General features: G+C 72.5%; 26 protein-coding genes. 11 read left to right on the top strand and 15 right to left on the bottom strand.

From position 1 onward, the window contains the following. Positions 1 to 58 precede the first annotated feature (58 nt). Together AB0P41_RS10855 and argH are read right to left on the bottom strand one after the other, a co-directional pair. Positions 59 to 1,030, bottom strand: a complete 972-nt coding sequence (locus tag AB0P41_RS10855; protein WP_365931374.1) for an aldo/keto reductase — start codon at positions 1,028 to 1,030, stop codon at positions 59 to 61. Positions 1,031 to 1,093: 63 nt separating this feature from the next. Beyond that, positions 1,094 to 2,527, bottom strand: a complete 1,434-nt coding sequence (gene argH / locus AB0P41_RS10850) for an argininosuccinate lyase (protein WP_365931372.1) — start codon at positions 2,525 to 2,527, stop codon at positions 1,094 to 1,096. Between the two features lie 252 nt (positions 2,528 to 2,779). Between argH and AB0P41_RS10845 the strand changes: the two genes are divergently transcribed. Further along, the gene (locus AB0P41_RS10845) at positions 2,780 to 3,481 is read left to right on the top strand and encodes a L,D-transpeptidase family protein (RefSeq protein WP_365931371.1); all 702 of its coding nucleotides are present in this window, start codon (positions 2,780 to 2,782) and stop codon (positions 3,479 to 3,481) included. A gap of 4 nt (positions 3,482 to 3,485) precedes the next feature. On the opposite strand, the gene AB0P41_RS10840 is transcribed toward AB0P41_RS10845, so the two are convergent. Genes AB0P41_RS10840 through argC form a run of 5 tightly spaced genes read right to left on the bottom strand, consistent with a single transcriptional unit; the run spans position 3,486 to position 8,355 of the window. Next, positions 3,486 to 4,031 carry an arginine repressor gene (locus AB0P41_RS10840; protein WP_356712363.1) on the bottom strand — a complete coding sequence of 182 codons (546 nt, stop codon included), beginning with the start codon at positions 4,029 to 4,031 and terminating at the stop codon, positions 3,486 to 3,488. A gap of 25 nt (positions 4,032 to 4,056) precedes the next feature. Beyond that, the gene (locus tag AB0P41_RS10835; RefSeq protein WP_365931370.1) at positions 4,057 to 5,256 is read right to left on the bottom strand and encodes an acetylornithine transaminase; all 1,200 of its coding nucleotides are present in this window, start codon (positions 5,254 to 5,256) and stop codon (positions 4,057 to 4,059) included. Then, positions 5,253 to 6,179 (bottom strand): acetylglutamate kinase, encoded by a 927-nt coding sequence (argB, locus tag AB0P41_RS10830; RefSeq protein ID WP_365931369.1) that lies wholly within the window; start codon positions 6,177 to 6,179, stop codon positions 5,253 to 5,255. The genes AB0P41_RS10835 and argB overlap by 4 nt, the downstream gene beginning before the upstream one ends. Further along, positions 6,176 to 7,330 carry a bifunctional glutamate N-acetyltransferase/amino-acid acetyltransferase ArgJ gene (gene argJ, locus AB0P41_RS10825; protein WP_356716394.1) on the bottom strand — a complete coding sequence of 385 codons (1,155 nt, stop codon included), beginning with the start codon at positions 7,328 to 7,330 and terminating at the stop codon, positions 6,176 to 6,178. Before argJ ends, argB begins: the two co-directional genes overlap by 4 nt. After that, positions 7,327 to 8,355: an N-acetyl-gamma-glutamyl-phosphate reductase gene (argC, locus tag AB0P41_RS10820; RefSeq protein WP_365931366.1), complete on the bottom strand. Its 1,029-nt coding sequence runs from the start codon at positions 8,353 to 8,355 to the stop codon at positions 7,327 to 7,329. The genes argJ and argC overlap by 4 nt, the downstream gene beginning before the upstream one ends. A gap of 149 nt (positions 8,356 to 8,504) precedes the next feature. On the opposite strand from argC, the gene AB0P41_RS10815 reads away from it, so the two are divergent. Beyond that, entirely contained in the window at positions 8,505 to 9,137 is a 633-nt protein-coding gene (locus tag AB0P41_RS10815) for an SRPBCC family protein (protein ID WP_365931364.1), read from the top strand. A gap of 8 nt (positions 9,138 to 9,145) precedes the next feature. Here the strand turns inward: AB0P41_RS10815 and AB0P41_RS10810 are convergent, their stop codons facing one another. Then, positions 9,146 to 10,393, bottom strand: a complete 1,248-nt coding sequence (locus AB0P41_RS10810; protein ID WP_365931362.1) for a HEAT repeat domain-containing protein — start codon at positions 10,391 to 10,393, stop codon at positions 9,146 to 9,148. Between the two features lies 1 nt (position 10,394). Next, positions 10,395 to 10,793: a DUF5997 family protein gene (locus AB0P41_RS10805; RefSeq protein WP_356716387.1), complete on the bottom strand. Its 399-nt coding sequence runs from the start codon at positions 10,791 to 10,793 to the stop codon at positions 10,395 to 10,397. Between the two features lie 58 nt (positions 10,794 to 10,851). Here AB0P41_RS10805 and AB0P41_RS10800 point away from each other — a divergent pair, with 58 nt between their 5' ends. The 5 genes from AB0P41_RS10800 (at position 10,852) to AB0P41_RS10780 (ending at position 15,842) form a co-directional block, all read left to right on the top strand. Beyond that, positions 10,852 to 11,640 carry a LysR family substrate-binding domain-containing protein gene (locus AB0P41_RS10800; protein WP_365931361.1) on the top strand — a complete coding sequence of 263 codons (789 nt, stop codon included), beginning with the start codon at positions 10,852 to 10,854 and terminating at the stop codon, positions 11,638 to 11,640. 133 nt (positions 11,641 to 11,773) lie between these two features. Further along, positions 11,774 to 12,733: an alpha/beta hydrolase gene (locus tag AB0P41_RS10795; RefSeq protein WP_365931359.1), complete on the top strand. Its 960-nt coding sequence runs from the start codon at positions 11,774 to 11,776 to the stop codon at positions 12,731 to 12,733. Then, positions 12,726 to 13,886: an acyltransferase gene (locus AB0P41_RS10790; RefSeq protein ID WP_365931358.1), complete on the top strand. Its 1,161-nt coding sequence runs from the start codon at positions 12,726 to 12,728 to the stop codon at positions 13,884 to 13,886. Before AB0P41_RS10795 ends, AB0P41_RS10790 begins: the two co-directional genes overlap by 8 nt. Beyond that, positions 13,879 to 15,177, top strand: a complete 1,299-nt coding sequence (locus AB0P41_RS10785; protein WP_365931356.1) for a sensor histidine kinase — start codon at positions 13,879 to 13,881, stop codon at positions 15,175 to 15,177. The genes AB0P41_RS10790 and AB0P41_RS10785 overlap by 8 nt, the downstream gene beginning before the upstream one ends. After that, on the top strand, positions 15,174 to 15,842 hold the full coding sequence (locus AB0P41_RS10780; protein ID WP_356716378.1) for a response regulator transcription factor: 669 nt from the start codon (positions 15,174 to 15,176) through the stop codon (positions 15,840 to 15,842). The genes AB0P41_RS10785 and AB0P41_RS10780 overlap by 4 nt, the downstream gene beginning before the upstream one ends. 7 nt (positions 15,843 to 15,849) lie before the next feature. On the opposite strand, the gene AB0P41_RS10775 is transcribed toward AB0P41_RS10780, so the two are convergent. The 4 genes from AB0P41_RS10775 to AB0P41_RS10760 all read right to left on the bottom strand — a co-directional run bounded on the left by AB0P41_RS10775 (position 15,850) and on the right by AB0P41_RS10760 (position 19,640). Then, positions 15,850 to 17,001, bottom strand: coding sequence for a serine hydrolase domain-containing protein (locus AB0P41_RS10775; RefSeq protein ID WP_365931354.1), 1,152 nt, complete (start codon positions 16,999 to 17,001; stop codon positions 15,850 to 15,852). Between the two features lie 101 nt (positions 17,002 to 17,102). Then, complete coding sequence (locus AB0P41_RS10770; RefSeq protein ID WP_365931352.1) at positions 17,103 to 17,678, bottom strand: histidine phosphatase family protein; 576 nt, start codon at positions 17,676 to 17,678, stop codon at positions 17,103 to 17,105. A 70-nt stretch (positions 17,679 to 17,748) separates the two neighbouring features. Next, positions 17,749 to 18,183, bottom strand: coding sequence for a GNAT family N-acetyltransferase (locus AB0P41_RS10765; RefSeq protein ID WP_356716372.1), 435 nt, complete (start codon positions 18,181 to 18,183; stop codon positions 17,749 to 17,751). Further along, positions 18,180 to 19,640 carry a PLP-dependent aminotransferase family protein gene (locus tag AB0P41_RS10760; protein ID WP_365931350.1) on the bottom strand — a complete coding sequence of 487 codons (1,461 nt, stop codon included), beginning with the start codon at positions 19,638 to 19,640 and terminating at the stop codon, positions 18,180 to 18,182. Before AB0P41_RS10760 ends, AB0P41_RS10765 begins: the two co-directional genes overlap by 4 nt. On the opposite strand from AB0P41_RS10760, the gene AB0P41_RS10755 reads away from it, so the two are divergent. Together AB0P41_RS10755 and AB0P41_RS10750 are read left to right on the top strand one after the other, a co-directional pair. Further along, positions 19,639 to 20,610, top strand: coding sequence for a DMT family transporter (locus AB0P41_RS10755; RefSeq protein WP_365931348.1), 972 nt, complete (start codon positions 19,639 to 19,641; stop codon positions 20,608 to 20,610). The two genes, AB0P41_RS10760 and AB0P41_RS10755, sit on opposite strands and share 2 nt — an antisense overlap. 42 nt (positions 20,611 to 20,652) lie before the next feature. Further along, positions 20,653 to 20,856: a DUF1918 domain-containing protein gene (locus AB0P41_RS10750; protein ID WP_356716366.1), complete on the top strand. Its 204-nt coding sequence runs from the start codon at positions 20,653 to 20,655 to the stop codon at positions 20,854 to 20,856. Between the two features lie 195 nt (positions 20,857 to 21,051). On the opposite strand, the gene AB0P41_RS10745 is transcribed toward AB0P41_RS10750, so the two are convergent. Next, the gene (locus AB0P41_RS10745; protein WP_356716364.1) at positions 21,052 to 22,320 is read right to left on the bottom strand and encodes a family 10 glycosylhydrolase; all 1,269 of its coding nucleotides are present in this window, start codon (positions 22,318 to 22,320) and stop codon (positions 21,052 to 21,054) included. A gap of 190 nt (positions 22,321 to 22,510) precedes the next feature. On the opposite strand from AB0P41_RS10745, the gene AB0P41_RS10740 reads away from it, so the two are divergent. Further along, a complete protein-coding gene (locus AB0P41_RS10740) occupies positions 22,511 to 23,371 on the top strand; it encodes a 3-hydroxybutyryl-CoA dehydrogenase (protein WP_356716362.1) in 861 nt (286 codons plus the stop codon). 418 nt (positions 23,372 to 23,789) lie between these two features. Here the strand turns inward: AB0P41_RS10740 and AB0P41_RS10735 are convergent, their stop codons facing one another. Then, a complete protein-coding gene (locus AB0P41_RS10735; protein WP_365931344.1) occupies positions 23,790 to 24,647 on the bottom strand; it encodes an AraC family transcriptional regulator in 858 nt (285 codons plus the stop codon). A 61-nt stretch (positions 24,648 to 24,708) separates the two neighbouring features. On the opposite strand from AB0P41_RS10735, the gene AB0P41_RS10730 reads away from it, so the two are divergent. Then, complete coding sequence (locus AB0P41_RS10730) at positions 24,709 to 25,683, top strand: DMT family transporter (RefSeq protein WP_356716358.1); 975 nt, start codon at positions 24,709 to 24,711, stop codon at positions 25,681 to 25,683. Positions 25,684 to 26,072: the final 389 nt, after the last annotated feature.

Here is a 26,072-nt window from a genome sequence, read left to right as displayed (position 1 = left end):
GCTCCGGCCGGTGCCGGCACGGACCGGCCGCCGGGGCCGCCCGCCGCGGAACGGCCGTTCAGCTCCAGGGCAGCGAGGCCCGGTGGCGCCAGTACGCCTCCGGCTCCTCCACCAGGGCGGCCAGCCGGTCCAGCCGGTCGGGGTCCAGGTCGAGAAGCGGCGCGTGCAGGTTCGCCGCCAGCTGGGTGACGGTGGCCGCGCCGGACAGCACGACTCCCGCCCACGGCTGGTGGAGCACCAGCGCCAGGGCGACGGCGTCCGCGCCGAGCCCGGCCTCGGTGCCGATCTCCTGGACGACGGCGGGCGCTCCGGCCCCGGCGAGCCGGCCGTTGGCCATGGCTTCCTTGACGATGACCGTGAGCCCCGCGTCGTGCGCGTCGGCGAGAGCGGGTCCGGCGGAGGTGTCGAGGGCGTTGTAGGTGGCCTGGACGGTACGGAAGAGGGGTTCGCCGTCCACGGTCACGGCTGCGGCGGCCCGGATGGCGTCGCTCTGACCGGGACCGCTCGTGGAGAAGCCGACCGTGGTCCCTCCGGCGGCCAGCTCGGCCAGACGCGCGTGCAGGTCCTTGTCACTCAGCGCGGGGCTGTCGGCGGTCACCGAGTGGATCTGGTAGAGGTCGAGCCGGTCACCGAGCAGCCCGGCCGTCTCGGCGCGCTGACGCTCGAAGGTGGCGAGTGAGTGATCCTTCACCTCGTGCGTCTCGGCGTCGACGCGCCAGTCACCGGTGTAGGTGTAGCCCCATTTGCTGCCGATGACCACGTCCGTCACGTCGGGGCGGGCGGTCAGCCACTCGGCGAGGAACTCCTCGGCGCGGCCGTAGGAGCGGGCGGCGTCGAAATAGCGCACGCCCTGGGCGTAGGCCGCGTCCAGAAGCTCGTGGGTGCGGGCGCGCAGCGCGTCCACACCGCGGCCGCCCGGCAGATCGCGGTCACGGTGCGGGGTGATGTAGCCGGGCCTGCCGACGGCGGCCAGGCCGAGCCCGATGTGTGAGGTCGGGGTGGTCGCTCGGTTCAGGCGGGCGAAGGGCATCGCGGGCTCCTCTGGGTCGGTTCCGAACGCCTTCCCGTCAAGGTAGCCCGCGATGCCTGCGAATCATCCGCGCGCGGTCGCCCAGGCGTGCTGCGTCACCAGGTCGGCCTTCACCTCGGCCAGCTGGACGGCGACGGCCGAGGGGGCGGTCCCGCCGCGGCCGTCGCGGGAGGCGAGCGCGCCGGGCACGTTCAGGACGGTGCGCACCTCCGGGGTGAGGTGCTCGGAGATCTTCGCGAACTGTTCGTCCGTCAGCTCGTCGAGCTCGATCCCCTGCTGCTCGCACACCTTCACGCACTCACCCGCGACCTCGTGCGCCACCCGGAACGGGACGCCCTGCTTGACCAGCCACTCGGCGATGTCCGTGGCGAGCGAGAAACCGGCCGGTGCCAGCTCCTCCATGCGCTCCCGGTTGACGGTGAGCGTGGCCATCATGCCGGTGAAGGCGGGGAGCAGGACCTCCAGCTGGTCGCAGGAGTCGAAGACCGGCTCCTTGTCCTCCTGGAGGTCACGGTTGTACGCGAGCGGGAGGGCCTTCAGGGTCGCCATCAGACCGGTCAGATTGCCGATGAGGCGGCCGGACTTGCCGCGTGCCAGCTCGGCGATGTCCGGGTTCTTCTTCTGCGGCATGATCGACGAGCCGGTGGAGAAGGCGTCGTGGAGGGTGACGAAGGAGAACTCCTTCGTGTTCCAGATGATGATCTCCTCGGCGATGCGGGAGAGGTTGACGCCGATCATCGCGGTGACGAAGGCGAACTCGGCGACGAAGTCCCGCGAGGCCGTGCCGTCGATGGAGTTGCCCACCGACCCGCGCTCGAAGCCGAGGTCCGCCGCGACCGCCTCCGGGTCGAGCCCGAGGGACGACCCGGCCAGCGCGCCGGAGCCGTACGGCGACACCGCGGTCCGCTCGTCCCACTGCCGCAGCCGCTCCGCGTCCCGCGACAGGGACTGCGCGTGCGCCAGGACGTGGTGGGCGAAGAGGACGGGCTGCGCGTGCTGGAGGTGCGTACGGCCGGGCATGGCCACGTCCGGGTGCGCCTCGGCCAGCCCGACCAGGGCGTCCTGGAGCTCGGCGACCAGTCCGCCGATGATCCGGGCGTGGTCACGCAGGTACATGCGGAAGAGCGTGGCCACCTGGTCGTTGCGGGACCGGCCGGCGCGCAGCTTCCCGCCGAGGTCCGGGCCGAGACGCTCCAGGAGTCCCCGCTCCAGCGCGGTGTGGACGTCCTCGTCGGCGATGGTGCCGGTGAACGACCCGTCGGCGACCGCGGCTTCGAGCGAGTCCAGACCCTCGGCCATGCGGGCCAGCTCGTCCTCGGTGAGCAGCCCGGCCTTGTTCAGGACGCGCGCGTGGGCGCGGGAGCCCGCGATGTCGTACGGCGCGAGCCGCCAGTCGAAGTGGACGGAGGCGGACAGCTTGGCCAGCGCCTCGGCGGGGCCGTCGGCGAAACGGCCGCCCCAGAGGCGTACGTCGCTGTTGCCGGTGCCGTTGCTCACTGCGTGCTCCTCGGAAGTGCAAGGGTGTGCGTCCGCCTCATGGCGCGCGATCACGAATGGCATAACTATGCAATGGCCCGTATGCTTTGTCAAAGCTGCTGGTCAGAGCCCTCCGACGTCGCCACCGGCACCGACGGGCTGCCGGGGCCCTGCCGCTGCCCGCGATGCCCGCACCCGTCACGGAGTGAGCCACTGGGCCGTACGGAGCAGGCGCGGTGGGGGCGGGAGGCCGCGCGCCGTACGGTCCGGAGCATGCGCAGATTCCTGGTGACCGCCTCGGTCCTGCTGGCCCTGGCCGGTTCACTCGCGGCGCGGCCCACCGGGCCGCCGCCCCTTCCCGAGCGGCTGGCCGACACGGGCGGCGGTACCCAGCTGATCACCGCCGAGGCCCCCGCCACGGACTCCGTCGCGGGCACGGTCACCTGGTGGGACCGGCGCGGGGACGGCTGGGTGGCGGCGGGTTCGGCGCCCGCGCGCTTCGGGGCGAACGGACTGGCCGACGGCGCCACCCGCACCCAGGGCACGAACACCACGCCCACCGGGCTGTACGGCCTGCCGTACGCCTTCGGGACCGAGGCCGCCCCGCCCGGGACCCGCTACCCGTACCGCAGGGCCGGCGAGAACGCGTGGTGGTGTCAGGACAACGCGTCCCGGGCCTACAACCGCTGGGTGGAGCCGCGGCCCGCCGACTGCCGTGCTGACGAGGCGGAACACCTCGTCAGCTATGCCGCCCAGTACGCCCGCGCGCTCGTCATCGGCTTCAACTACGACCGGCCGGTGCGCGGCAGGGGTGCCGGGATCTTCCTCCATGTGAACGGCAGGGGCGCGACCGCCGGCTGTGTGTCCGTGCCGGCGGCCGCCATGGACCTGATCCTCGCCTGGGCCGACCCGGCCCGCCGGCCGCACATCGCGGTCGGGACGGAGTCCGGCCCGACCGCGATCACCCGCTACTGAGGACCTACTGGGGCCCGCGGTCGTTCTGGGCCAGCCGCAGCAGATGGTCCGCCAGTGCCTGGCCGCCGTTCGGGTCACGGCTGATCAGCATCAGCGTGTCGTCCCCCGCGATCGTGCCGAGGATCGCCTGGAGTTCGGCCTGGTCGATGGCCGAGGCGAGGAACTGGGCGGCGCCCGGAGGCGTACGCAGCACCACCAGGTTGGCCGAGGCCTCCGCGGAGATGAGCAGCTCGGCGGAGAGCCTGCGCATCCGCTCCTCCTTGGCCGACCCGCCCAGCGGCGCCTGCGGGGTGCGGAAACCGCCCTCGCTCGGCACCGCGTAGATCAGCTCGCCGCCGGTGTTGCGGATCTTCACCGCGCCGAGCTCGTCCAGGTCGCGCGAGAGCGTCGCCTGGGTGACGCTCAGCCCGTCGTCGGAGAGCAGCCTGGCCAGCTGGCTCTGCGAGCGCACCGGCCGGCGGTTCAGGATGTCCACGATCCTGCGGTGGCGGGCCGTGCGGGTCTGTGGCACCGACGGCCCGCCGTGGTCGGGTTCCTGCGCCTCGGTCATCGTCGTCGCCTCATTCTCCGGATGGTCACTCTCCGGATCGTCCGTCCCCGTAAGCCGCGTCGAGAGCTCCCGGCAGAATCCGCAGGAACGCGTCCACCTCGGCGTCACCGATGATCAGCGGCGGCATGAGCCGTACGACGTCGGGGGCGGGCGCGTTCACCAGGAGTCCGGCTCCCTGAGCCGCCTGCTGCACCTTCGGTGCGAGGGGCCCGGTGAGCACGATACCCAGCAGCAGTCCGGAGCCGCGGACGTGGGAGACCAGCGGGTGCCCGAGGCCCTCGACACCGTCCCTGATCTTCTCGCCGAGCCGCTTCACCGTGTCCAGCGTTCCGTCGGCCGCGAGCGTGTCCAGCACGGCGAGACCGGCGGCGCAGGCGACGGGATTGCCGCCGAACGTCGTGCCGTGCTGACCGGGCTTCAGCAGGTCGGCTGCGGCGCCGAACGCCACGGTGGCGCCGATCGGCAGCCCGCCGCCCAGGCCCTTGGCCAGGGTGACCAGGTCGGGCTCGACGCCCTGGTGGGCCTGGTGCTCGAACCAGTGGCCGCAGCGGCCGATGCCGGTCTGCACCTCGTCCAGGACGAGCAGGGTGCCGGTGGACCGCGTGATCTCCCGGGCCGCCTCCAGGTAGCCCTTGGGCGGTACGACGACGCCGTTCTCGCCCTGCATGGGCTCGATGACCAGCAGCGCGGTGTCGGTCGTCACCACCTCGCGGAGCGCCTCGATGTCGCCGTACGGCACGTGCGTGACGTCGCCGGGCAGCGGCAGGAACGGGTCGCGCTTCGCGGGCTGTCCGGTCAGCGCGAGGCTGCCCATGGTCCGGCCGTGGAAGCCGCCGTCGGTGGCGACCATGTGCGTACGCCCGGTCAGCCGGCCGATCTTGAAGGCCGCCTCGTTGGCCTCCGCGCCGGAGTTGGAGAAGAAGACCCTGCCCTTCCGTCCGAAGAGCGTCAGGAGCCGCTCGGCGAGCGCGATGGGGGGCTCGGCGGTGTAGAGGTTGGAGACATGGCCGAGGGAGGCGATCTGCGTGGAGACGGCCTCGACCACGGCGGGGTGCGCGTGGCCGAGCGCGTTGACCGCGATGCCGCCGACGAAGTCGAGGTACTCGGCGCCCTCCGCGTCCCAGACACGGGCGCCCGCGCCGCGCACCAGCGGCAGCTGCGGAGTGCCGTAGTTGTCCATCAGCGCGCTCTGCCAGCGCTGTGCGAACTCCTCGTTGCCGGTCATGACTCCCCCTCTGCGTCGTGCCCCGTGACGGGTGTTGCGTCGGGAACGACCATCGTGCCGATTCCCTCGTCGGTGAAGATCTCCAGCAGGATCGAGTGCTGGACCCGGCCGTCGATGACACGGGCGGTCTCGACACCGTTGCGTACGGCGTGGAGGCACCCGCGCATCTTCGGCACCATGCCGCTGGAGAGGTCGGGCAGCAGCTTCTCCAGCTCGGTGGCCGTGAGCCGGCTGATGACGTCGTCGCTGTTCGGCCAGTCCTCGTAGAGGCCCTCGACGTCGGTGAGGACCATCAGCGTCTCGGCGTTCAGTGCGGCGGCCAGTGCGGCGGCCGCGGTGTCGGCGTTGACGTTGTAGACGTGGTTGTCCTCGGCGGAGCGGGCGATGGAGGAGATGACCGGGATACGGCCGTCGTCCAGCAGCGCCTGGATCGCTCCGGTGTCGATGGAGGTGATCTCACCGACCCGGCCGATGTCCACGGCCTCGCCGTCGATCATCGGGCGGTGCTGGGTGGCGGTGATCGTGTGGGCGTCCTCGCCGGTTATGCCGACGGCCAGCGGGCCGTGCTGGTTGAGCAGCCCGACGAGCTCTCGCTGGACCTGTCCGGCCAGCACCATCCGTACCACGTCCATCGCCTCGGGCGTGGTGACACGGAGACCGGCCTTGAACTCGCTGACCAGGCCCTGCTTGTCGAGCTGGGCGCTGATCTGCGGGCCGCCGCCGTGCACGACGACGGGCTTGAGGCCGGCGTGCCGCAGGAAGACGACGTCCTGGGCGAAGGCGGCCTTCAGCTCCTCGTCGATCATGGCGTTGCCGCCGAACTTGATGACGACGGTCCTGCCGTTGTGCCGGGTGAGCCAGGGCAGTGCCTCGATGAGGATCTGCGCCTTCGGCAGCGCGGTGTGCTTCCTCGCGGCGCTCATGAGCTGTACGCGCTGTTCTCGTGGACGTACTCGGCGGTCAGGTCGTTGGCCCAGATGACGGCGGACTCGTCCCCCGCCGCGAGGTCCGCGGTGATCCTGACCTCCCGGTAGCGCATGTCGACCAGGTCGCGGTCCGCGCCGACGCTGCCGTTCTTGCAGACCCAGACGTCGTTGATGGCGACGTTCAGCCGGTCGGGTTCGAAGGCGGCCTTCGTGGTGCCGATCGCGGAGAGGACCCGGCCCCAGTTGGGGTCCTCGCCGTGGATGGCGCACTTGAGGAGGTTGTTGCGGGCGATGGACCGGCCGACCTCGACGGCGTCGTCCTCGGTGGCCGCGTTGATCACCTCGATCCTGATGTCCTTGGAGGCTCCCTCGGCGTCACCGATCAGCTGCCGGGCGAGGTCGGCGCAGACGCTCTGCACGGCCTGCTCGAACTCGGCCTGGGCGGGGGCGATTCCGCTCGCCCCGGAGGCGAGCAGCAGCACGGTGTCGTTGGTCGACATGCAGCCGTCGGAGTCGACCCGGTCGAAGGTGGTGCGGGTGGCGGCGCGGAGCGCGGAGTCGAGCGCGGGCGCTTCGACGTCGGCGTCGGTGGTGAGGACGACCAGCATGGTGGCGAGGCCGGGGGCGAGCATGCCCGCGCCCTTGGCCATGCCGCCGACGGTCCAGCCCTCGCCGCCCGCGACGGCGGTCTTGTGGACCGTGTCCGTGGTCTTGATGGCGATGGCGGCCTTCTCGCCGCCGTGCTCGCTCAGGGCGGCGGCGGCCGACTCGATGCCGGGCAGCAGCTTGTCCATGGGCAGGAGCAGGCCGATCAGCCCGGTCGACGCGACCGCGATCTCCCCGGCGCTGTGGCCGCCGAGCACCTCGGCGGCCTTCTCCGCGGTGGCGTGGGTGTCCTGGAAGCCCTGAGGACCCGTACAGGCGTTGGCGCCACCGGAGTTGAGGACGACGGCGGTCACCTCGCCGCCCTTGAGGACCTGTTCCGACCAGAGGACGGGTGCGGCCTTGACGCGGTTGGAGGTGAAGACGCCCGCGGCGGCGCGGCGGGGCCCGTTGTTGACCACCAGGGCCAGGTCGGGACTACCGCTGTCCTTGATCCCGGCGGCGATGCCCGCCGCCGTGAACCCCTTGGCTGCCGTGACGCTCACGGTGCGACTCCGATCGTGGAAAGACCCGTGTCCTCGGGAAGTCCGAGGGCGATGTTCATGCTCTGCAGGGCACCTCCGGCGGTGCCCTTGGCGAGGTTGTCGATGGCGCTGATCACGATGATCCGTCCGGCTGCCTCGTCGTGGGCGACCTGGATCTGCACGGCGTTCGATCCGTACACGGCCGCGGTCGCGGGCCACTGCCCCTCGGGCAGCAGGTCGACGAAGGGCTCGTCGGCGAAGGCCTTCTCGTACGCCGCGCGGAGCGACTCGGCGCCGACCCCGGGCTTCGCCCTGGCGCTGCACGTGGCGAGGATGCCGCGGGGCATGGGCGCGAGGGTCGGCGTGAAGGAGACGGAGACGGGCTCACCGGCGGCGGCACCGAGGTTCTGGATCATCTCGGGGGTGTGCCGGTGGACCCCGCCGACGCCGTACGGGGACATGCTGCCCATGACTTCGGAGCCGAGCAGGTGCGGCTTGGCCGCCTTGCCCGCGCCGGAGGTGCCGGACGCGGCGACGACGACGACCTCGGGTTCGGCGAGGCCCGCCGCGTACGCCGGGAAGAGCGCGAGGGAGACGGCGGTCGGGTAGCAGCCGGGCACGGCGATACGCTTGGTGCCTTCCAGCGCCGCCCGGACCCCGGGCAGCTCGGGCAGGCCGTAGGGCCAGGTGCCGGCGTGCGGCGATCCGTAGAACTTCTCCCAGTCGGCGGCGTTCCGGAGCCGGAAGTCGGCGCCCATGTCCACCACGAGCACCTCGTCACCGAGCTGTTCGGCCACGGCGGCGGACTGCCCGTGGGGCAGGGCCAGGAAGACGACGTCGTGCCCGCCGAGGACCTCCGCGGTGGTCGGCCGGAGAACACGGTCCGCGAGTGGCCTCAGGTGCGGCTGGAGTGCGCCGAGCCGCTCGCCGGCGTTGGAGTGGCCGGTGAGGGCCCCGATCTCGACCTGTGGGTGGGTGAGGAGCAGACGGAGCAGTTCCCCGCCGGCGTATCCACTCGCCCCTGCCACTGCCGCACGTACCACCATCGGACATTCCTCCTCATCGATGGCATGACTATACGCAGCTATGCAGTTTTATGCAAAGAGTGGAGGGGTGCCCGCACGCGCGGTGACGGAGAATGCGGCAGATGATCGGTCAGGGAACCAGTGGCGAAGCGAGAAAGGGAGTGAGCGGCATGGGCGAGATCCTCGACGAGATCGGCCGCGTGCACCGGAAGGTCGGGACACGACGTGTGGGGTCGGAGGAGGCGGGCACGGTGCTGCTGCGGCGCACCTTCGACGCCGGCCGCGACGAGGTCTGGGACGCGGTGACCTCGCCGGAGCGGATCGCCCGGTGGTTCCTGCCGGTGACCGGGGACTTCCGCGTCGGCGGGGGTTACCAGCTGGAGGGGAACGCCGGCGGCGAGATCCTGGAATGCGCCCGCCCGGAGCGGCTGCGGGTGTCCTGGCTGTCCGGTCCCGACCCGGCCTTCAGCGAGGTCGAGGTACGCCTGGCACCGGAGGGCTCCGGCCGGACCGTGTTCGAGCTGGAGCACGTGTCCGTCGTTCCCGAGGAGTTCCGGAGCGAGTACGGGCCGGGCGCGGTCGGGATCGGCTGGGACCTGGCTCTTCTGGGGCTCGGCTGGCACCTCACGGGTGACGGGATCAGTCCGGAGGACGCCGTGGAGTGGGAGAACTCTCCCGAGGCGAAGCGCTTCGTGACCCGCTCCGGCGAGGAGTGGGGACGCGCGTTCGCCGCTTCGGGCGCGGACCCGGAGACCGTGACCGCGACGACGGTGGCGACGATCGCGTTCTACACGGGCGAATAGGACGGCCGTCACAGCTTCCGTGCGCTCCCGTCGCGCAGGCGCTCCTCGTACCGCCGGACGCCGTCCAGCATCCAGGTGTCCGGCCATTCCTCCCGCTCCAGGGGCCCCACCAGGCGCTCCCCCGCCACACACCGGGGGTCGTCGCGCTGGGCCAGCCCGTGCACGGCCCAGACGCGTGCCATCTGGTCCTCGTGGCCGAGCAGGCTCGCCAGGGCGTCAGCGATCTCCGGGGTGTTGTCCGGATACTCGGACAGCCAGGCGCCGGCCACCCTGCGCACATCGGCGTCCTCGTCCCGTACCAGCGTGAGCACCGCGTCCAGCGCCACGGGCGTGGTCAGGAGCCTGTCCGACAACATGAGGGTGTAGGGCACCATGCAGCGCACATCCGGGTCCGGGTGCGCGAGGAAGGAGAGGCCCACCGCTTCGGCCTCCGGGGTGTCGTGGTCGGTCAGGCCGTTCAGCACGGCGCAGAGGACCGCCGGGTCCTTCTCCTCGACCGCCCAGGGAAGGAAGATCTCCAGCGCCCGCCGCTCGTACGGCCCGGTCTCGGCGACGGCCTTGAGTAGCTGGGCGGCGAAGATCCGGCGCAGCGGATCCGGGTGGCTCCGAAGTGCCGCCGCTGACCCCCAGGTCTCGTCGTCCCCCCTGCGGCACAGGACGATGAACGATCCCCACCAGTCGGCGTGCTCGGGGCCGGGGGACGCCAGGGCGCGGCCGAGCAGCTCCTCGAACGGGGTACGTATACCGAACCGTGCCTCCAGCTCACCGAGGATCTCGGAGTGGCCCTCGCGGACCGTGACGCCCCCGAGCGTGAACTGCTCATAGTCGGTGAAGGCGTTCGCGTCCCGGACCCGGACCCGCACTACGGGTCCCGGCGCCCCGGTCCTGCGCCGGAGCTCCGCCAGGGTTCCCGTGGCGTGCCACTGCCGCGCACGGTCGAGGAGTTCCGCCCGTACGGCGGCCTCCGTGACGGGACCCGTTCCGTCGAGCAGCGCGGTGACCCCTGCGACAAGGCCGCAGTCGACGGCCCGCAGCAGGGGGGTGGAGCCGTCCGGCAGCCTGCGGTAAGGGTCGGCCCCCGCTGCCACAAGGACTTCGGCCACGGGTACGTCGTACGAGGCGACGGCCGCACAGAGCAACGGCAGGCCGTCCTCGCCGAGGGCGTCCGGGTCGGAGCCGGCGGCCAGGAGCTCCCCCACCGCTGCGGCGTCCCGCCCGCGCACGGCGGCGGCGAGCCGGGAGTCCGCGGCGGACACGTCAGTCGCGGTCGGTCTGCTCGGCCCTGGCCTCGTCGCGCTCCTTGATGCGGGCCGCTTCCTTGCGGACGTCGGCCTGGATGGCGCGCTCCTTCTGCAGCCACTCGGGGCTTTCCTGCTTCAGGGCGTCGATCTGCTCGGTGGTGAGGGGCTCGGTGACACCGCCGCGCGCCAGGCCCGCGATGGAGACGCCCAGCTTCGAGGCGACCACCGGCCGGGGGTGCGGGCCGGTGCGGCGCAGCTCCTGCAGCCACTGGGGCGGGTCGGTCTGCAGCGCGTTCAGCTCGGCGCGCGAGACGACGCCCTCCTGGAACTCGGCGGGGGTGGCTTCGAGGTACACACCCAGCTTCTTCGCCGCGGTGGCGGGCTTCATAGTCTGGGTGGTCTGGTGCGACGTCATGGTGTCCAGGGTATCGAGCATGTGCGCCGCCTCCGACCACGGCCGGTAACCTGGCGGGGTGACAGGCTCGGAAGTACCCCCTGCGTTCCGGCTCGCCTACGTCCCGGGCGTGACCCCGACCAAGTGGGTGCGGATCTGGAACGAGCGGCTGCCCGGCACCCCGCTGACCCTTGTCGGCGTGTCCGCCGCCGAGGCCGCCGCTCTGCTGCGCGACGGCGGCGCGGACGCCGGTTTCGTGCGGTTGCCCGTCGACCGTACGGACCTCAGCGCGATCCCCCTCTACACCGAGACGACCGTGGTCGTGATCCCGAAGGACCACGCCGCGGCGGCCGTCGAGGAGATGACGGCCGAGGATCTCGCCGAGGAGATCGTGCTGCACCCCCTCGACGACCCGCTCGACTGGGAGCGTCCGCCCGGCAGGCCCGCGTTCGAGCGGCCCGCCACGACCGAGGACGCGGTGGAGCTGGTGGCGGCGGGGGTGGGCCTGCTGGTCGTCCCCCAGTCGCTGGCCCGGCTGCACCACCGCAAGGACCTCACCTACCGGCCGCTGACGGGCGCCCCCGAGTCACGGATCGCCCTCTCGTGGCCTGAGGAGAAGACGACCGACCTGGTGGAGGAGTTCATCGGGATCGTGCGGGGGCGGACCGTCAACAGCACGCGGGGCCGGGCGCCGACGCCGCCGCAGCCCAAGGCCAAGCGGGCGGAGAAGAAGAGCGGCGCCGCGCGCAAGCCGGCGGCGGGCAGGACCTCCCGGGGCGGCTCCGGAGGCGGCTCCGGGGGCGGCTCCGGGGGCGCGAAGACCTCCAAGGGCGGCACCAAGCGCGGAAAACCCCGCCGCCGGCCGTAGGCGGCCCACCCCTTACCCGTAGTACTTCGGAGCTACGCGCCAGGTGCGCTCCCCAGCGGGACGCCGGCCACACCGGTCGGTCCATAACTTCGGTACCGGATTCAACGACCCACCCGGTACGGAAGGACTCCCCATGGCGCCCCGCCCACGGAACAGTCGCGCCCGGCGCGCCCTGCTCGCCGCACTCGTCACCGCGTCCGTGGCGCTGCCGGTGTCGGGCGCGGCCCGCCCCGCCGCCGTTCCGGCGCCCGCCCCGGCCGCCCTGGCCCCGCTGAGCACGGCGCGGCCCTCCGTGCTGGAGGCCAGGTACGCGGCCGTCCGGGAGGAGATCCGGGCGGCAAGGGACATGGCGGCGCGCCACGGCGACCGGCGGCGGTCCGCCGCGCTCGCCGCGATGGCGGGCCGGGGGCGCACCTTCCTGAGGTTCGACGGGCGCGACGGCGGCCGGAGCGCGGAGGTCCTCGGGGATCTGTCCCGGGCCCGGCGCATCGCCGTACTGGTACCGGGTGCGGGCGTCGACCTCGATCATTACGCGCGTTTCCGGCGTGGCGCCGGGGCGCTCCTGGACGAACTGGGCGGCGGGTCGGCCGTCGTCGCCTGGCTCGGCTACCGGACGCCCACCACACTGGGCCCCTCCTCCCTGACCCCCGCCCTGGCCGATGAGGCGGCCCCCGGACTGCGCTCCTTCGCGAGGGAGTTGGGTGCGGCCAGGCCTGCCGCCCGGATCTCCGTCCTCTGCCACTCCTACGGTTCCGTGGTCTGCGCCCGGACCGCGTCGGAGCTCGACGTCGCGGACATCGTGCTGTACGGGAGTCCCGGCACCGGTGCCGGGAGCGCCGCCGCCCTGCACACCCGGGCGACGGTGCGGGCGGGCCTCGGCGGGGACGACTGGATCGCTCGGGTCCCCCACGTCGAGATCCCGTTGCCGTTCGCCACCGTCGGGTTCGGGACGGACCCGGTGTCACCGGAGTTCGGCGCCGAGCTCTTCGACGCGGGCGACGCCGGCCACAGCGACTACCTGGAGCGCGGGTCCGTCTCCCTGCGCAGCATCGCCGGGATCGTCGCGGGCACGGCCGGGGGCCGTCATGCGTGACCTCGTGCGGCGGACCGACGCGGCGACGCCCCGCGATCGTGACCGAGCGGTCGACGCCCTGCGCGCGTTCGCCATCCTCGGCGTGGTGTGCGGCCACTGGCTGGTGACCGCACTGGTCCCGGACAGTGGCACCGTGCACGGCGCGAGCCCGCTCCAGCACATGCCGGAACTCGCCCCGGTCTCCTGGGTGTTCCAGACGCTCGCCGTCTTCTTCCTGGTGGGCGGGCAGGTCGCCGCGAAGGGATACGCGTCCGCACGCACCAGGGGCGAGTCGTACGGCGGGTGGCTGCGGGCCCGGCTGGCCCGTCTGTTCCGGCCGGTCGCCGTGGTGACCGGCGTGTGGGCGGTGGCGGCCGGCGTGATGCTGGCCTCAGGGGTGGACGACGGCACGGTACGCGCGCTCGGCAAGCTCGTCTGGTCTCCCCTGTGGTTCCTGCTGGTGTTCGCGGCCCTGACCGCGGCGACCCCGCTGGTGGCGCGCCTGCACCCGCTGTGGCCGCTCACCGTCGTCCTGTACGTCGACCTGTTCCGGCTGGGCTTCGACGGCCCCGCCGCCCTGGGCTGGATCAACGTGGCCGCGGGCTGGCTGGTCCCCTACTGCCTGGGGGCGGCGTGGGCACGGGGCGGGCTGAACGACCGCCGGACCGGATGGGTGCTGCTGGTGGGCGGTGCGGGGACCACGGCGGGGCTGGTGCTCTTCGCCGGGTACCCCGCCTCCATGGTCGGGGTGCCGGGCTCCGCCCTCTCCAACCTCGACCCGCCGACGCTCGCGGCCGTCACCTTCGGCCTCGCACAGTGCGGCGCGGCGCTGCTGCTGCTCGGGCGCCTGCGTCGGGCTCTGGCACGGCCGGCTCTGTGGGCGGTGGTGGCTCTGCTGAACCTGTCCGCGATGACCGTGTTCCTGTGGCACCAGACCGCGTTGATCGTGGTCACCTCGACCGCCCTGTTCCTGGCCGGCCCGCTGCCCGGTCTCCACACGGTCCCCGACGGGCCCGGCTGGGTGTTCGCCCGGCTGGGCTGGCTGCCGGTCTTCGCCTCGGTGCTGCTGGTGTGCCGGTCCGCGTTCGGGGCGTACGAGCAGCGGGGCGGCGGCGGTTCGACGGTCGTACGGTCCGGCTCCCCTGCCCGGGCCCAGGAGTCGCACCATGCCTAAGCTGAGCGCCATGACGGGGGTCGGGGCACGGATGCGGGGGGCGCTGCGCGGGCTGCCGCGGATGCTGCGCGAGGACCTGTGGACCACTCCCGTCGATCCCGTACCGCCCATGGGCACGCCCGGATCGCCGGTCTGGCGGCCGGTGTTCGGGATGCTGCTGACGCTCGGTTCTGCGGCCCTCGCGCTGGCGCACGTGTCCGACCTGATCCCGCACGGTGCGGCTGTCGCCGAATACGCGGTGCTGCTCGTGGTGCTCCAGTCGCTGGCACTGGTCGCCGGTATGTGGCGGCCCCTGTACGCCTGGTGGGCGTCGCTGGTACTCATGGTCGTCAGCGTGCGGATCGCGGAGCCCGTGATGACGCCGGGCGAGCTGTTTCCGTGGACCGGTCCTGAGATCGCTCTGCAGAGCGGGGCACTGTTCCTGCTGACGCTGCGGGTCCATCCGCGCCGGGCGGTCCTCGCGCTCGCGCTGACTCTTCTGACCGGGCTGGCGAGCAGTTCCTTCACCACCCAGGCCCACAACTACTCCCTGGACGTCGGCGCGCTGACCGTCGTCACGGCCGTGGTGATCGCCGCCGCGCTGCGCGCCCTGCGGGTGGCCCGCACGGAGCTGGTCGAGCAGTCCGAGCTGACGGAGGAGGAGCGGTCCCGGCGCACCCTCCTGGAGGAACGCAACAGGATCGCGCGAGAGTTGCACGACGTGGTCGCCCATCACATGTCCGTGATCTCCATCCAGGCACAGGTCGCCCCGCATCTGGTCGAGAACCCGTCGGACGAGCTCAGGGAGAACCTCGCCGGCATACGTGAGAACGCCGTCGAGGCGCTGGCCGAGCTGCGCCGGGTGCTCGGGGTGCTGCGCTCGGAGGACGCGGTGGCGGACGGGCTGCGGCACGCCCCGCAGCCCACCCTGGACCGCTTGGACGAACTGATCGGCAAGGTCCGGAGCGCGGGCGCCACCGTCGTGACGGAGACCAGCGGCAGGCGCCGGCCGCTCCCGCCGGGGGTCGAGCTGTCGGCCTTCCGCATCGTGCAGGAGGCGCTGAGCAACGTGCTGCGGCACGCTCCCGGGGCGCGGGCCCGGGTGGAGGTCGGCTACCATTCCGCCGCCGTCACGGTCCGGGTGACCAACACCGCCCCCGCATCCCCCGGCAGGCCGGCGGAAGGCGTCGGACACGGACTGCTCGGCATGCGCGAACGCGCCGCGATGCTGGGCGGCGAACTCACCCACGGCCGCGCCCCCGGCGGGGGTTACGAGGTACTGGCGACGCTTCCCCTGGAGGACCCCGCATGACCATCCGCGTGCTGATCGCCGACGACCAGATGATGGTCAGGCAGGGCTTCACGGTGCTGCTGAACGCCGAGCCCGGCATCGAGGTCGTCGGCCAGGCGGTGGACGGCCTGGACGCGGTGGAGAAGACGGCCGGGCTCACCCCCGACGTCGTGCTGATGGACATACGGATGCCCCGCCTCGGTGGCATCGACGCGACCCGCCGCATCACCGGGACGCCCGGCGCGACCCCCAAAGTCCTCGTCCTGACCACCTTCGATCTCGACGAGTACGTGTACGAGGCGCTGCGCGCCGGCGCCTCCGGGTTCCTCCTCAAGGACGCCTCGGCCGACGAACTCGCCCAGGCGGTGCGGGTGGTGGCGGCCGGTGACGCCCTGCTCGCGCCGAACATCACCAAGCGTCTGATCGCCGAGTTCTCCCGGGTGAGCGCCGGCCCGCGCCCTCCCGGCAGGGAGCGCGTCGGCGATCTCACGGAGCGCGAGACGGAGGTGCTGTCGCTCATCGCGCAGGGCCTGTCGAACGCGGAGATCGCGGTGCGCCTGGTGGTGGCGGAGCAGACCGTGAAGACCCATGTGAGCCGCATCCTGGTGAAGCTGGGCCTGCGCGACCGGACCCAGGCCGCGGTGTTCGCGTACGAGTCGGGGCTGGTGCGCCCGGCAGGCTACTGACCCCTGCTCACAGGGCCCCGTACACCGCCTCGATCAGCGCCGTCTTGCGCGGGTCGTCGGCGATGTGGGGGCCCATGCGGTTCATGACGTAACCGAGCGCGATCCCGGCCTCGGGGTCGGCGAGACCGCAGGAGCCGCCCGCCCCGTCGTGGCCGACGGCCCGCGGGTTGGGGCCGTACGACGCGTTCGGGCCGCTCAGCCAGAGGCCGAGGCCGAGCTCCGTCTCGTGGGCGAAGCCCGCTCCCAGCACCAGGTCCCGGCAGGCGCCCTGGCCCTCGCGGACCCGCTCGGCCGCCTCCTCGGAGAGGATCCGCCGGCCGTCGAGGCTTCCCCGCCCGGCGAGGATTCCGTAGAGGGAGGCGACGGCGCGGGCGGTGCCGTGGCCGTTGGCGGCGGGGATCTCGGCGGCGCGCCACTCGGGGGTGTTGGCGGCGACGATGCCCGTGCCGGGGTTGAGGAGGGAGGCGATGGCGAGCGGCTCCATCGTGGCGAACAGGGCGGCCTGTTCACGGGCGACGGTCTTCGGCTGGACGAGTTCCGCGACCCGGCCGGCGTCCTTCTCCGGGAGGCCGACGCCGAAGTCGATGGAGAGCGGGCCGGTGATCTCCTTCCGCAGGAACTCCCCGGGCAGCAGCCCGGTGATCCGGCGGACGACCTCGCCGACGAGGAATCCGTACGAGATCGCGTGGTAGCCGGAGCGGGTGCCCGGTTCCCACCAGGGCTCGGTGGCCGCGAGGCGGGCCGTCGTCAGCTCCCAGTCGTAGAGCTCGGCCAGGGTGTGCGGGTCGCGCAGTCCGGCGACCCCGGAGCGGTGCGAGAGGAGGTGGCGTACGCGCACGGACTCCTTGCCCGCGGCGGCGAATTCGGGCCAGTACCTGGCCACCGGGGCGTCCAGGTCCAGGAGACCGCGGTCGGCGAGGACATGGGCGCAGAGCGCGGTCGGGCCCTTCGTCGTGGACCAGACGTTGACCACGGTGTCCCGCTCCCACCGGCGGGTCCTTTCCCCGTCGGCCCAGCCGCCCCAGAGGTCCACCACCCGGTGGCCGTCGAGCAGGACGGTGACCGCCGCGCCCAGCTCGTCACGCTCGGAGAAGTTCGCCGCGAACGCGTCGCGCACCGCGGTGAACCGGTTGTCACAGTGGCCTTCGATCTGCGGCACGGGTCTCTCTCTCCTCGTCCGGTCCAGGACCCGCACCATACCGACCGGTCGGACCGGCGGGAAGGTGCTGTACGCGCCGTTCCTTCGACCGGGTGATCCGGTCAGCGTGAAAGGGCTTCGAAGCTGAGGCTCCAGCGGCCGGGCAGCCCCGTGATCGTGACGGTGGAGAGCGGCCGGACGTCGACGTTCCAGTACGTCGACGGCGGGGCCTTGAGGGCGTACACCAGGGCCGCGCGGATCACGGCGGGTTCGGCGACGGCGACGACGGCTCCTTCCTGGACCGGGCGGGTGTCGAGCCAGCTTCCCACCCTGGTGATGAAGCCCAGCAGGGATTCCCCGCCGTGCGGGGCGGAGCGCGGGTCGGCCAGCCAGGCATCGACGCCGGCCGGCTCCCGGGCCGCCACTTCGGGCAGGGTGAACCCCCGCCAGCGGCCCATGTCGCAGTCGCGCAGCGCGAGCTGGACGAGCGGGGCGAAGCCCAGTGCGTCGCCGGTGGCTCGGCTGCGCGGGGTGGGTGAGCAGTAGCGCAGCTCGGCGGCGCCGAGCCGTACCAGCGTGTGGGAGGCGAGCTGGACCTCGCGCCAGCCGGCGTGGTCGAGGGGCCGGTCGTCGTCGAAACGCTCGGCGAGGAGGGTGGAGCTGCGTGCTGCGGCGACCAGGGACACCCGAACACTCATGCGCGAGATCGTGGGGCCCGGCGCCGCGTCGGTCAAGAGGGCGGTGCGGCGCCGGGCGGACGTCCGTGCCTCAGCCCGTCTGGAGGCACATCCACATGTCCGGTTCGGCGAGCGGGGTGAAGCCGAGTTTCGCGTACACCCCGTGGGCGTCCTTGGTGGCGAGGAGGAACCTGCGCACACCCAGCGGCGCCAGCTCGTCCCGGACGGCGGTGACGAGCCGGGTGCCGAGACCGTGGCCGCGGGCCGCGGGGTCGACGTACACGTCGCAGAGCCACGCGAAGGAGGCGCGGTCGGTGACCACGCGCGCGTAGGCGATCTGTTCGCCCGTATCCGTGTCGTAGGCACCGAAGTTGAGTGAGCCCGCTATCGCCCGGTCCTGCTGTTCACGGGTACGCCCCAGGGCCCAGTAGGCGTCCGTGGACAGCCAGTGGTGGATGCGGGCCGCGTCCAGCCGCGTGGGGTCGTCGGAGATCTCGTGGCGCTCCGCGCCGTCCTGGTCATTCATGCCGGGAGGTTATCGCCCGCCGTCCGCAGCTCGTCGGCGGCCGTACGCAGCCTGCGCACCCCCTCGGTGATCTCGGCGGGTCCCGAGACGGCCGCGAAACTCAGCCTGATGTGGCCGGCGGGCGGTTCGGCGCAGTGGTAGGGGCGACCGGGCGCGACGGCGACGCCGGCCCGCAGCGCGGCGGAGACCAGGGCGGGCTCCTCGGCGCCCGGCCCGGGGAGCCGGAGCCAGATGCTGCCGCCGCCCGACGGCACGTGCGCCAGGGTGAGTTCGGGCAGCGTGCCGCGTACGGCGGCGGTCATCGCGGTGCGGCGGCTGCCGAGTTCGGCGGCCACGGTACGCAGATGGCGTTCCCAGGCCGGCGAGCCCACGAGTTCGAGCGCGGCCTCCTGGAGCGGGCGCGGCACGAAGAAGCTGTCGACGACCTGGATCGCGCGCAGCCGTTCCCGGACGGGGCCGCGTGCGGCGAGCGCCCCCACGCGGAGACTGGGCGACGTGATCTTGGTGAGGGAGCGCACATGGATCACGACGCCGTCCGGGTCGTCGGCGGCCAGCGGCTCGGGCAGCGGGCCCGCGTCGTGGTGGACGAGGCGGCGGGCGAAGTCGTCCTCGACGACGAAGGCGCCCGCCTGCCGGGCGGCGCGCACGACGCGCTCACGCCGCTCGGGGGCGAGGATCACGCCCGTCGGGTTGTGGAAGAGCGGCTGGCAGACGAAGACCTTGGACCCGGTGGCACGGAAGGCGGCTTCCAGCAGATCGGGCCGGACCCCGTCGGCGTCCATGGGCACGGGCACCGGTCGCAGACCGGTCGCGCGGGCGGCGGCCAGCATGCCCGGGTAGGTGGGCGATTCGACGAGGACGGGCGCGCCGGGCGGGGCGAGCGCCCGCAGCGCGGTGGCCAGGGCGCTCTGCCCTCCTGCCGTGATCAGGATGTCGGCTCCGGTGAGCGTGGAGCCGATCTCGCGGGCGAACCAGGCGCGCAGCTCGGGCAGTCCGCAGGTGGGCGGCCGGCCCCACGCGCCGGGCCGGCGGCCGGCCCGGGCCAGGGCGGCGGCGAGTGCCCGCTCGGGCTGGAGGCCGGGGTGGAGGTAGCCCCCGTTGAACTCGATGACGCCGGACGGGGGTTCGGCCAGCGTGACGAGGACGCCCGAGGCGTCCACGGTGCGCGGTACGACCTCGGGCCCGCCGCTTCCGCTGAGCGACACCTCCTGCCAGGAGGTGTCGCCCGGGGCGGGGGCGGGGGTCCGGACCTCGGCGCGGAAGGCTCCGGCCCCGGGGCGGGTGACGACCAGACCTTCGGCGGCCAGTTGCGCGACGGCCCGGGAGACGGTCACCGGACTGACCTTGAAGCGGTCGACGAGTGCACGACTGGACGGCAGCTTCCCACCTGGCGAGTAGCGGTTCAGCTCGCTTCTCAGGGAAGTCACCAGCTCAGTCACACTGCTACGCTCATACATGAGAGCAGAGAGTAGCACTACTGATCAGGCAGCGATAGCGGTCGAGGTCGCCCGGCCTGCGGTGCGACGCGGCCCGGGAGGCGGCGTCGCACTCGCCGGTCTCGGCGTCCTCGCCTTCTCGCTGACCTTCCCCTCCACGGTGTGGGGCCTGGAGAGTTTCGGCCCCTGGTCCCTGGTCGCGCTGCGCAGCGTGCTCGCGGCGCTGATCGCGGGATGCGCGCTGCTCGTCGGCCGGGTCCCGGTGCCCGCGCGACGCCACTGGCCGGGTCTCGCGGTCGTCGCGGGCGGCGTGGTGGTGGGTTTCCCCCTGCTGACCACGCTCGCCCTGCAGACATCGACGAGCTCGCACGCGGCCGTGGTGGTGGGGCTGCTGCCGCTGACGACGGCGCTCCTCTCGGCGGTGCGCACCGGCTCCCGACCGCCGCGCGCCTTCTGGGCCGCGGCGCTGGCCGGGGCGGCGGTGGTGATCGCCTTCACGGTCCAGCAGAGCGGCGGAAAGCTCTCCGTGAGCGATCTGTACCTGTTCGGCGCGCTGCTTGTCTGCGCGGCGGGGTACGCCGAGGGCGGCAGGCTGGCCGGGGCGATGGCGGGCTGGCAGGTGGTCGGCTGGGCCCTCGTCCTCGCACTGCCGCTCGCCGTGGCCGGAGCGGCCGTGGCGCTGCCCTTCGAACCGGTGCGGCTCACGGCGCACGGGGTGATCGGGCTTGTCTGGGTGGCCGCCGGGTCGACCTTCTTCGGGCTGTACGTCTGGTACCGGGGGATGGCTGAGATCGGGGTCCCGCGCGCCAGCCAGCTGCAACTGGCGCAGCCCCTGCTCACCTTGGTCTGGTCGTTCCTCGCCCTCGGCGAGCGGGTCTCCGCTGCCGCCCCGGTGGCGGCGGTGGCCGTCCTGGTCTGCATCGCCGTGACGCAGCGCGCGGGAAGTCGCCGCGGTGCCCGCCCGAGAGCCGACGCGCCCATGGAGACATAGACTTGTCGACATGGACCGCCACCCGTGAGGAGGTCACTCCCGATGGAGGCACACACGGGCGACCGGCTGCTGACGCACGGCAGGACCGTGGGACAGCACGACCGGGTCGCAGAGATCGTCGAGGTGCTCGGCGACGGGGGCAGTCCCCCGTACCGCCTGCGCTTCGAGGACGGGCACGAATCGATCAGGTCCCCGGGCCCCGACAGCGTCGTCCAGCACACCGCCCCGGAGGACCGGGACCGCTAGAGCCTCTCGTTCGGATCATGCTGGGCTCGCGGGGTCCGGCACCGCACCACGATGCGGCCTGACCCGGACGAAGGACCCTGGAGCGCGCGTGGGCCGGGGCACGAGTGGTCCGCGGCCCACGCGTCCGGGCCGTGCGGGGCGGGGGCCCGGCGGTTCCGGCCGGGCCCCCGGGGCATGCGGGTCGGGACGACCGGGTCAACGGGGCGTGCGGGCCCGTACCTGGTAGTGGTCGGCCACCACCCGGGCCATGGCCCCGATGGGGTCGGACTTCACCTGCCGGGCCGAGAAGTAGACATGGCCGCCCACCTCCGGATGGTCCGCGGCGAGGTCGAGGTGCCGGGAGAGTTCGGCGGGGTCCTGCCAGGCCGCGGGCTGGGCGGGGTCCCCGGCCTTGTAGAGCGCCTCCCCGACGTACAGGCCGACGCCGGTGCCGCGGACCGTCTCGGCCCACCACGGCAGCAGCTTCGCGTAGTCGGCGGCGGAGAAGCCGATGTTCCAGTAGATCTGCGGGCAGATGTAGTCGATCCAGCCCTCCTTCACCCACTTCCGGGTGTCGGCGTGAAGGTCGTCGTACGTCTGGACGCCGGCCGCGGTGTCGGAGCCGAGCGGGTCGGTCGCGGCGTTGCGCCACACGGCGAAGGGGCTGATCCCGAACCGGACGCCGCTCCTGACCTCCTTGATCCGCTCGGACGTCTCGCGCACCAGCCGGTCGGTGTTGTCGCGGCGCCAGGCCGCCTTGTCCGCGAAGTCCTCGCCGTACCGCTCGTACGCGGCGTCGTCGTCGAAGACCTGGCCGGCCACCGGGTAGGGGTAGAAGTAGTCGTCCCAGTGCACCGCGTCGACGGCGTAGCGACTCACCGCGTCGAGCATCGCGTCCTGGACGAACTTCCTGACCTCGGGCAGCCCCGGGTTGTAGTAGAGCTTCCCGCCGTACGGCAGGACCCAGTCCGGGTGCAGCCGCGCGGGGTGGGAGGCGACGAGGCGTGACGGGTCCGTGTGGTTCGCGACCCGGTACGGGTTGAACCACGCGTGCAGCTCCAGACCGCGGGCGTGCGCCTCACGCACCGCCGTGCCGAGCGGGTCCCAGCCGGGGTCCTTGCCCTGGACACCGGTGAGGCACTGGGCCCACGGCTCGTACGACGAGGGCCACAGGGCGTCGGCGCTCGGCCGGACCTGGAGGACGACGGCGTTCAGCCGCAGGGCGACCGCCCGGTCCAGGTGGGCGATCAGCTCCGCCTCCTGGGCCGCGGCGCTCAGGCCCGGCTTCGACGGCCAGTCCAGATTGGCCACCGTGGCGATCCACACACCCCGCAGCTCGCCCTGGCCCGCTCTGCGCCCCCGGCCTCCGTGCCGGGGCGATCCGGGTCCGCGCACGGCGGCGGCATCACCCGCCGTCGTCAGCGCGGCCACCGTGCCGATCGCTCCCATCACCAGTGACCTCCGGCCCATACCAGGCATCTGCATACCTTTCGTCTCTCTGTTCCCGTGCGTCACGTCGGCAGTCCGTGACACAGATCATGCCCGCTCACGGACCGCAGGACCCGCAGCTCGCCGGAGCCGGATCGCGGAGTAACGTCGTGGGGTCGAGGCGGGCACCGGTATCGGACGGGACTGCCGCACGGAGATCAGCGAAAGGCACGAGGTGACGGACTCTATGGCCGACATTGCACGCGTCGGAGTGGTGGGCTGTGGCCAGATGGGCGCGGGCATCGCGGAGGTGTGCGCTCGTAGCGGCCTCGAGGTCAAGGTGGCGGAGACCACCGGTGAGGCCCTGGAGATAGGGCGTACCCGGCTCCACAACTCCCTGTCCAAGGCCGCCGAACGCGGCAAGATCACCGCGGAGGAGCGCGACGAGACCCTCGCCCGCCTCAGCTTCACCACGGACCTCGGCGAATTCGCGGACCGCGATCTCGTGATCGAAGCAGTCGTGGAGAACGAGCAGGTCAAGACGGAGATCTTCCAGGTGCTCGACCAGGTGGTGACGCGGCCCGACGCGATCCTCGCCTCGAACACCTCCTCCATCCCGCTGGTGAAGCTGGCCGTGGCGACCTCCCGGCCCGACCAGGTCATCGGCATCCACTTCTTCAACCCGGCACCCGTGCAGCGGCTCGTCGAGCTGATCCCCGCGCTGACGACGTCCGACGAGACCATAAAGCGCGCGGAAGCCGTCGTGCAGACCGTGCTGGACAAGCACGCGATCCGCGCCCAGGACCGCTCGGGCTTCGTCGTCAACGCCCTGCTGATCCCGTATCTGCTCTCGGCGATCCGGATGTTCGAGTCGGGCATCGCCAGCCGCGAGGACATCGACAACGGCATGGAGATGGGCTGCGCCCACCCCATGGGCCCGCTCAAGCTCGCCGACCTGATCGGCCTGGACACCGTGGCCTCGGTCGCCGACTCGATGTACGCGGAGTACAAGGAGCCCCTGTACGCCGCTCCCCCGCTGCTCCAGCGGATGGTGGACGCGGGCCGGCTCGGCCGCAAGACGGGCTCGGGCTTCTACCCGTACGACTGACCGTCCTACCGGCGGGCCCGGCGCTCACGCCGCCGGGCCCGCCGGGGCACGTTCCCCGAGGCAGGACCGTGTGCGGCCCCGAACAGGCTCATCTGCTTCTGCCGACCCGACGCCGTGCCGGAGCGCGCACTCCGCGCGGATGACGCGGATCGGGCGAGCTGGTCGAAGACACGGCGGACGGGCGGGATGCAGAAGCGGGCAGGGCACCCCAAGATCACAGAGCGTGCAGAACTCCATGATCACGGGCACTCGTTTCCTGCCTCGTACCCGGCCCCCACCAACCCGGCGTTCCCTCACCAGCCGGACGCCCAACGCACTACGCCGAAGCCCGGGGCAAGACCTGCTGCGCGTTTCTCGCATGCCAGGACTCCGGGGGGTGGCGCAAACCGGATGAACAACAGCCCTGTATCAGAACGGGTTACAGGCCGGCACTGCTGAAGATTCCCGGCGTGACGCCGTAGGTGCGCTTGAACCAGCGGTTGAAATGCGCCTGGTCCGAGAAGCCGACGGAGGCGGCGGCGTCCGCCGGTGGCAGGCCCCTGATGAGCAGCCCGCGGGCGTGGCGCAGGCGGAGCAGCCGCTGATACGCGCTGGGGGGCATGCCGTACTCCTCGCGGAACGCGCGGTAGAGCGCAAACCGGCTGCAGCCCGCGGCCGCGGCCAGGTCCTCCGCCGCGAGCGGTTCAAGAAACGACTCGTCGAGCAGGGTACGGGCACGGCGCGCGGCACGGAACCGGGTCCGACCCGCCAGGGTCCGCACCCGCGGAGCACGCGTGGACCCGCGGGTCGCCATGGCGAGAACCGTTGCGGTCAGGTACTCCTCGCGGACCAGAGGGTTCGCCCGCTCGGCCAGGGCGCCGTGCAGTCTGGACAGCGTGCCGCTCAGTACCGGATCGAACAGGACAGGCTGCATGAACAGCGGCAGGGCGCCGGTGGGCCGGTCTGTGGCGTCGGCGAGTATCCCGCCCACCACCGAAGGGCCGATATGCACGATGCGGTACTGGTAGCCCAGGTCGGCCGCCGCGCGGCCGTCGTGGACATCGTCGGGGTTGAAGGCCATGATCATGCCGGCCCCGCTGGTGTGGTCCGCCCCGCGGCAGCGGAACGTCTGGGCGCCCACCTCCGTGATGCCGAACGAGTAGGTGTCGTGGCTGTGCGGGGTGTAGACGTGTTCGAAGAAGTGCGCGTGCATGGCCTCCAGCGGGCGGGAGCGGTCGCGCCAGTAACGGGCCCAGCTGCTCGGCGGGCCACCTGCTGCGCCGTTCGTCGTCCCCATGGCCCCATGGTGCCGCACCAGCGTTCAAGCCGGCCTACTGCCCTGCCGGTTGGATCAGGGCATGAGAGCAAAGACCAGCCTGAGCAATCCCTATCTGCACCTGTTGGTGACCATGGTGCTGTGGGGCAGTGCCTTCTCCAGCTCCAAGTCGGTGGTCGACCATGTGCCGCCCGCGGTGGGAGCGGTCCTGCGCTTCGGCGGTGGCGCGGTGGCGCTGCTCATCGCCGTTCTGCTGTTCGGTGACCGCAGCTCGGCGGTGTCGGCCCGCGACGGGTGGCGCGCCGCGTCCGTCGGCGTGCTGGGCGTCTTCGCCTACAACGGGTTCTTCTTCTGGGGTCTGTCCCTGGCTCCTTCCCTCGACGCCGGCATCCTCGTGCCCGTCATGAGCCCCATCCTGACCAGTGCCGCCCTGCTGCTCGCCGGTAAGGAGCGGGCGGGCGCCGCCCGGGTGGCCGGTCTCGTCGTCGGTCTGGTCGGTGCCGTCATCTTCTTCATCGGCATCGGCGGCAGCACGGAAGGCGGCTCGTCCAGGCTGTGGGGAGATGTACTGTTCCTGCTCAGCGCCGTGTGCTGGGCCGGCTACACCCTCCTGGGGCCCCGGGTCCTGGCCGGCGTCGATCCGCTGCGGGCCACGACGTACGCCACGTGTGCGGGCGCCTTTCTGCTGTCTCTGCTCGCCGCCCCGGACCTGGCGGACGTCGAGTGGAGCACGCTGCCTGCCGGAGTGTGGCTGAACACCGTGTATCTCGCCGTCGGCGCCGCAGCCGTCGCGAACCTTCTGTACTACCGCGGGGTCGGCGCGGTGGGACCGGCCAACGCCTCCTTGATGATGTTCACCGTTCCCGTGGTCAACACGCTGTGCTCCACCCTGCTCCTGGGCGAGTCCTTCGGTTGGCTGCAGGGCACGGGCGCGGTGGTGCTGCTCATCGGAGCCGCCATCGCCGCCACCCAGGGCAAGATCCAGGCGCGCAGGGCCGTCCTGGCCGAGCAGCTCTCCGGCGACGGCGAGTTGCTGTCGCGTCGGAGAGCGACGTGAGGCCCCTCGCCAGGCCGGACGGCCGTCCGGCCCGGTGCTCTCAGACCCTTGTCATCAGGGGGCGTGCACCTGCACCGATCCGCCACGTCCGCTGTCTTCCGGCGGCGAACCATCTTGCCCCTCCCGGCTGCCGATGTGGAACCGGCCCAGCGAGCGCTCGTGCTCGGACTCGTGCGCTTGCGGACGGGTTCGAAGTCGAGCTGCGGCCGGGTGTGCCGATGCTGCCCAACCCGCGGGCGTACAGCGGCAGGGCGGTCGCCGCCAGTTGCTCCCAGTCCGGGACGGCGGACGAGGCGCCAGGGTCGCAGCCTGCAGTAGTCGGCCGACTAGTTGTAGGCGGAGTACAAGGAGCTCCCGTACGCCGTTCCCCCGCTGCTCCAGCGCATGGT

Source organism: Streptomyces sp. NPDC079167, assembly GCF_040686735.1.
Lineage (GTDB): Bacteria > Actinomycetota > Actinomycetes > Streptomycetales > Streptomycetaceae > Streptomyces.
This window is presented reverse-complemented; position numbering and strand designations above follow the sequence as displayed.

Bases quoted from the DNA above. Each gene is read 5' to 3' on its own strand.
- AB0P41_RS10765 (WP_356716372.1), bottom strand. From the start codon at position 18,183: ATGAATGACCAGGACGGCGCGGAGCGCCACGAGATCTCCGACGACCCC.
- AB0P41_RS10815 (WP_365931364.1), top strand. From the start codon at position 8,505: ATGGGCGAGATCCTCGACGAGATCGGCCGCGTGCACCGGAAGGTCGGG.
- argB (WP_365931369.1), bottom strand. From the start codon at position 6,179: ATGAGCGCCGCGAGGAAGCACACCGCGCTGCCGAAGGCGCAGATCCTC.
- AB0P41_RS10805 (WP_356716387.1), bottom strand. From the start codon at position 10,793: ATGACGTCGCACCAGACCACCCAGACTATGAAGCCCGCCACCGCGGCG.
- AB0P41_RS10780 (WP_356716378.1), top strand. From the start codon at position 15,174: ATGACCATCCGCGTGCTGATCGCCGACGACCAGATGATGGTCAGGCAG.
- AB0P41_RS10760 (WP_365931350.1), bottom strand. From the start codon at position 19,640: ATGTATGAGCGTAGCAGTGTGACTGAGCTGGTGACTTCCCTGAGAAGC.
- AB0P41_RS10730 (WP_356716358.1), top strand. From the start codon at position 24,709: ATGAGAGCAAAGACCAGCCTGAGCAATCCCTATCTGCACCTGTTGGTG.
- AB0P41_RS10840 (WP_356712363.1), bottom strand. From the start codon at position 4,031: ATGACCGAGGCGCAGGAACCCGACCACGGCGGGCCGTCGGTGCCACAG.
- argC (WP_365931366.1), bottom strand. From the start codon at position 8,355: ATGGTGGTACGTGCGGCAGTGGCAGGGGCGAGTGGATACGCCGGCGGG.
- AB0P41_RS10835 (WP_365931370.1), bottom strand. From the start codon at position 5,256: ATGACCGGCAACGAGGAGTTCGCACAGCGCTGGCAGAGCGCGCTGATG.
- AB0P41_RS10745 (WP_356716364.1), bottom strand. From the start codon at position 22,320: ATGCAGATGCCTGGTATGGGCCGGAGGTCACTGGTGATGGGAGCGATC.
- AB0P41_RS10735 (WP_365931344.1), bottom strand. From the start codon at position 24,647: ATGGGGACGACGAACGGCGCAGCAGGTGGCCCGCCGAGCAGCTGGGCC.
- AB0P41_RS10855 (WP_365931374.1), bottom strand. From the start codon at position 1,030: ATGCCCTTCGCCCGCCTGAACCGAGCGACCACCCCGACCTCACACATC.
- AB0P41_RS10785 (WP_365931356.1), top strand. From the start codon at position 13,879: ATGCCTAAGCTGAGCGCCATGACGGGGGTCGGGGCACGGATGCGGGGG.
- AB0P41_RS10845 (WP_365931371.1), top strand. From the start codon at position 2,780: ATGCGCAGATTCCTGGTGACCGCCTCGGTCCTGCTGGCCCTGGCCGGT.
- AB0P41_RS10740 (WP_356716362.1), top strand. From the start codon at position 22,511: ATGGCCGACATTGCACGCGTCGGAGTGGTGGGCTGTGGCCAGATGGGC.
- AB0P41_RS10790 (WP_365931358.1), top strand. From the start codon at position 12,726: ATGCGTGACCTCGTGCGGCGGACCGACGCGGCGACGCCCCGCGATCGT.
- AB0P41_RS10795 (WP_365931359.1), top strand. From the start codon at position 11,774: ATGGCGCCCCGCCCACGGAACAGTCGCGCCCGGCGCGCCCTGCTCGCC.
- AB0P41_RS10770 (WP_365931352.1), bottom strand. From the start codon at position 17,678: ATGAGTGTTCGGGTGTCCCTGGTCGCCGCAGCACGCAGCTCCACCCTC.
- AB0P41_RS10755 (WP_365931348.1), top strand. From the start codon at position 19,639: ATGAGAGCAGAGAGTAGCACTACTGATCAGGCAGCGATAGCGGTCGAG.
- AB0P41_RS10750 (WP_356716366.1), top strand. From the start codon at position 20,653: ATGGAGGCACACACGGGCGACCGGCTGCTGACGCACGGCAGGACCGTG.